7 protein-coding genes are annotated in these 2,028 nt (G+C 52.8%); all 7 read left to right on the top strand.

Annotated features, from left to right (window positions below; all coding sequences use genetic code 11):
• A partial coding sequence (locus tag E4680_RS14365) for a hypothetical protein (RefSeq protein WP_205688953.1) occupies window positions 1–267 on the top strand: 267 nt, incomplete at its 5' end.
• A 2-nt stretch (window positions 268–269) separates the two neighbouring features.
• Window positions 270–458 (top strand): hypothetical protein, encoded by a 189-nt coding sequence (locus E4680_RS13805; protein WP_135283007.1) that lies wholly within the window; start codon window positions 270–272, stop codon window positions 456–458.
• Between the two features lie 218 nt (window positions 459–676).
• Window positions 677–910 carry a hypothetical protein gene (locus E4680_RS13800; protein ID WP_135283006.1) on the top strand — a complete coding sequence of 78 codons (234 nt, stop codon included), beginning with the start codon at window positions 677–679 and terminating at the stop codon, window positions 908–910.
• A gap of 53 nt (window positions 911–963) precedes the next feature.
• Complete coding sequence (locus tag E4680_RS13795; RefSeq protein ID WP_135283005.1) at window positions 964–1,236, top strand: hypothetical protein; 273 nt, start codon at window positions 964–966, stop codon at window positions 1,234–1,236.
• Window positions 1,237–1,328: 92 nt separating this feature from the next.
• Window positions 1,329–1,601 (top strand): hypothetical protein, encoded by a 273-nt coding sequence (locus E4680_RS13790; RefSeq protein WP_135283004.1) that lies wholly within the window; start codon window positions 1,329–1,331, stop codon window positions 1,599–1,601.
• Between the two features lie 3 nt (window positions 1,602–1,604).
• Window positions 1,605–1,793 (top strand): hypothetical protein, encoded by a 189-nt coding sequence (locus E4680_RS13785; protein WP_135283003.1) that lies wholly within the window; start codon window positions 1,605–1,607, stop codon window positions 1,791–1,793.
• A partial coding sequence (locus E4680_RS13780) for a hypothetical protein (protein WP_135283002.1) occupies window positions 1,793–2,028 on the top strand: 236 nt, incomplete at its 3' end. The genes E4680_RS13785 and E4680_RS13780, both read left to right, overlap by 1 nt.

The raw sequence follows: 2,028 nt of genomic DNA, 5'->3' as shown, positions 1-2,028 counted from the left end.
GCCATTGATGCCGAGATGGCTAGAGCAAAGATCGCGATTGCCGATAAGAAATTGGCGCCCGTTCACAAAAGCCATGGCCCTGCGCAGAAAATTTCAATCTCCCAGCTTAATGAGAGCATTGGGGTTTCTGTGTCTGCTGAATTCCTCGAATCGCTGGGAATCGGAGTTCATCGGGCTGGCCGAAAGTGCTACGTTTCCGAATCCGATTTGCGCGGAATCTGCACGGCCATTTCCGATCATCTTTTGAAGATCGCCAATAGGTATTAGTAATGAGCGATGAAATGTTGCTGCGTTTGCTCAGAATGCCGCTGCCTGATTTTCCAGACTTCATAACGGCCCACCAGATCGCAGACATTGCAAGGAGGGCTGCTGACCGAATTGAGGCGGATGCTGCTTTGATAAACCGGCTTCGTGCCGAAATTGAATTGCTTAAGTTCTTGTGCGCGTCGCGATCGTAAAAAAGCCGCCGTGTGGAGGGAACACGGCGGCAAGATCGTTACTCTACAGGAGCTAAGCGAGCGTTCAGAAGGGGGGCTGAACGCAAATGAATAGTATCTCATATCCAAGGTTCGCGCAACCCTGAATTAATCGCTAAGAAATCTTGACATCTGGCATTACGGTTGGTATCCTATACTCAAGGTCGAATAGGCAGAAACGACGAACGAGTATACAGACCATGAACAGCTACCTAGGCCCGATTGTTGATTTTGTGAAGGAAAAAAGAATACGCACCGTTATGGTGCGCATCAGCCACTTGGCGGGCTATAAGTGCAGGCATCTCCGGGTGTACTTCGCGCCGGACGGGGAGCCCTACGTAATAATGGGCCGTCGCGCCGCGCGACAACGGAAATACCTCAAAAATATGCGCCATGCGCATATGGTCCTTGAAACGCCGCTTTTTGAGGAATAATCCATAAGCGCTGAACAGAGAGTAACCGGACTTGCGCTGGAAGGAGAAATGAAATGCAGCAGCAAGCTTTGATGAAATTCGACCCAGCAACAGGCGTCGCGAAACCTTACCCGAGTCATGCCGCGCAGTGGCGCAAATGGCATGGCGAGATGACCGCATGGCTGTTTGACCCGTGGACTGGAAGACGGCGCGACGCGCGAGAGGTTGGGAGTGATGTGCAAGGCCTTTTTATCATCCCTCCTGGAGATCCGGTTTATGCAGCGACGCTCGGCCACCGGCATGCCGGTTGCGGAATGCTCAACATGGCGAACGCTGAAAGCAAATGATAATCGCTAAGAAAGCTTGACATCAGGAAGGCCGGTTGGTATCCTATATCCAAGGTCGGTTAAGGCCGAAACACTGAACAAAGGGGATAGAAATGAACAATATAATCGGAGGACATGAGGCAGAAATGGCCGCTTTGGCCGAGATTGAGGCCAGCGCAGAGGCGCGTTCCATCAGGTTAAGGTTTGCGGCACGCGACCTTATCGCTGCGGCGGTCACGCTCAACGAGATCGCCAACGGATGTTGGGATCCTGGATTGCCGGATCTGTTCGGCGAAACAAAAACGAAAGATCAGGCGCGGCAGCACGCGCTATACGAAATCGAGCGTTGCGCTCGCATCATTATCACAATCAGCGATAAGGGTTAAGGCATGAAAAAGGCAAACGTTATTCCGATGGCCGTTAAGCGGACGCAAGGGCCTCGACCGAAGATCGATGACCGGCCTGTTTATCGGCCGAAGTTCCTGACGCTGATCGTTGCGCTGTCGCTCAGCGCCATGATGTGGTCTGTCAGCATTGCTGCAGTCATTATAATTGCGAAATTGCTAGGAGCTCTGTGATGGACGCAGAAAGAAACTGGGAACTGTCTCGAGACGCCGCATATTTCGGCAAGATCGACCGTCTTGACCGGGAATGCGAATTCATCGACAAGCGAGCCGAGGAACTCACGCAGCCTGGCGAATACTTTGACCCATGCGACCCGAAGATAATCGAGGACGCGCTAGGCGATCTGCCAGACCTCACACATCTTGCGGCGACCCTGCGAGACGGAGACCGCGAGGCGGTTTATCAGGA

The organism is Candidatus Macondimonas diazotrophica (genome assembly GCF_004684205.1).
In the GTDB taxonomy this organism is placed as follows: domain Bacteria; phylum Pseudomonadota; class Gammaproteobacteria; order UBA5335; family UBA5335; genus Macondimonas; species Macondimonas diazotrophica.
The sequence above is the reverse complement of the archived record's forward strand: the minus strand, read 5'-3'. Positions and strand labels throughout refer to the sequence as shown.

Bases quoted from the DNA above. Each gene is read 5' to 3' on its own strand.
- E4680_RS13805 (WP_135283007.1), top strand. From the start codon at position 270: ATGAGCGATGAAATGTTGCTGCGTTTGCTCAGAATGCCGCTGCCTGAT.
- E4680_RS13800 (WP_135283006.1), top strand. From the start codon at position 677: ATGAACAGCTACCTAGGCCCGATTGTTGATTTTGTGAAGGAAAAAAGA.
- E4680_RS13795 (WP_135283005.1), top strand. From the start codon at position 964: ATGCAGCAGCAAGCTTTGATGAAATTCGACCCAGCAACAGGCGTCGCG.
- E4680_RS13790 (WP_135283004.1), top strand. From the start codon at position 1,329: ATGAACAATATAATCGGAGGACATGAGGCAGAAATGGCCGCTTTGGCC.
- E4680_RS13785 (WP_135283003.1), top strand. From the start codon at position 1,605: ATGAAAAAGGCAAACGTTATTCCGATGGCCGTTAAGCGGACGCAAGGG.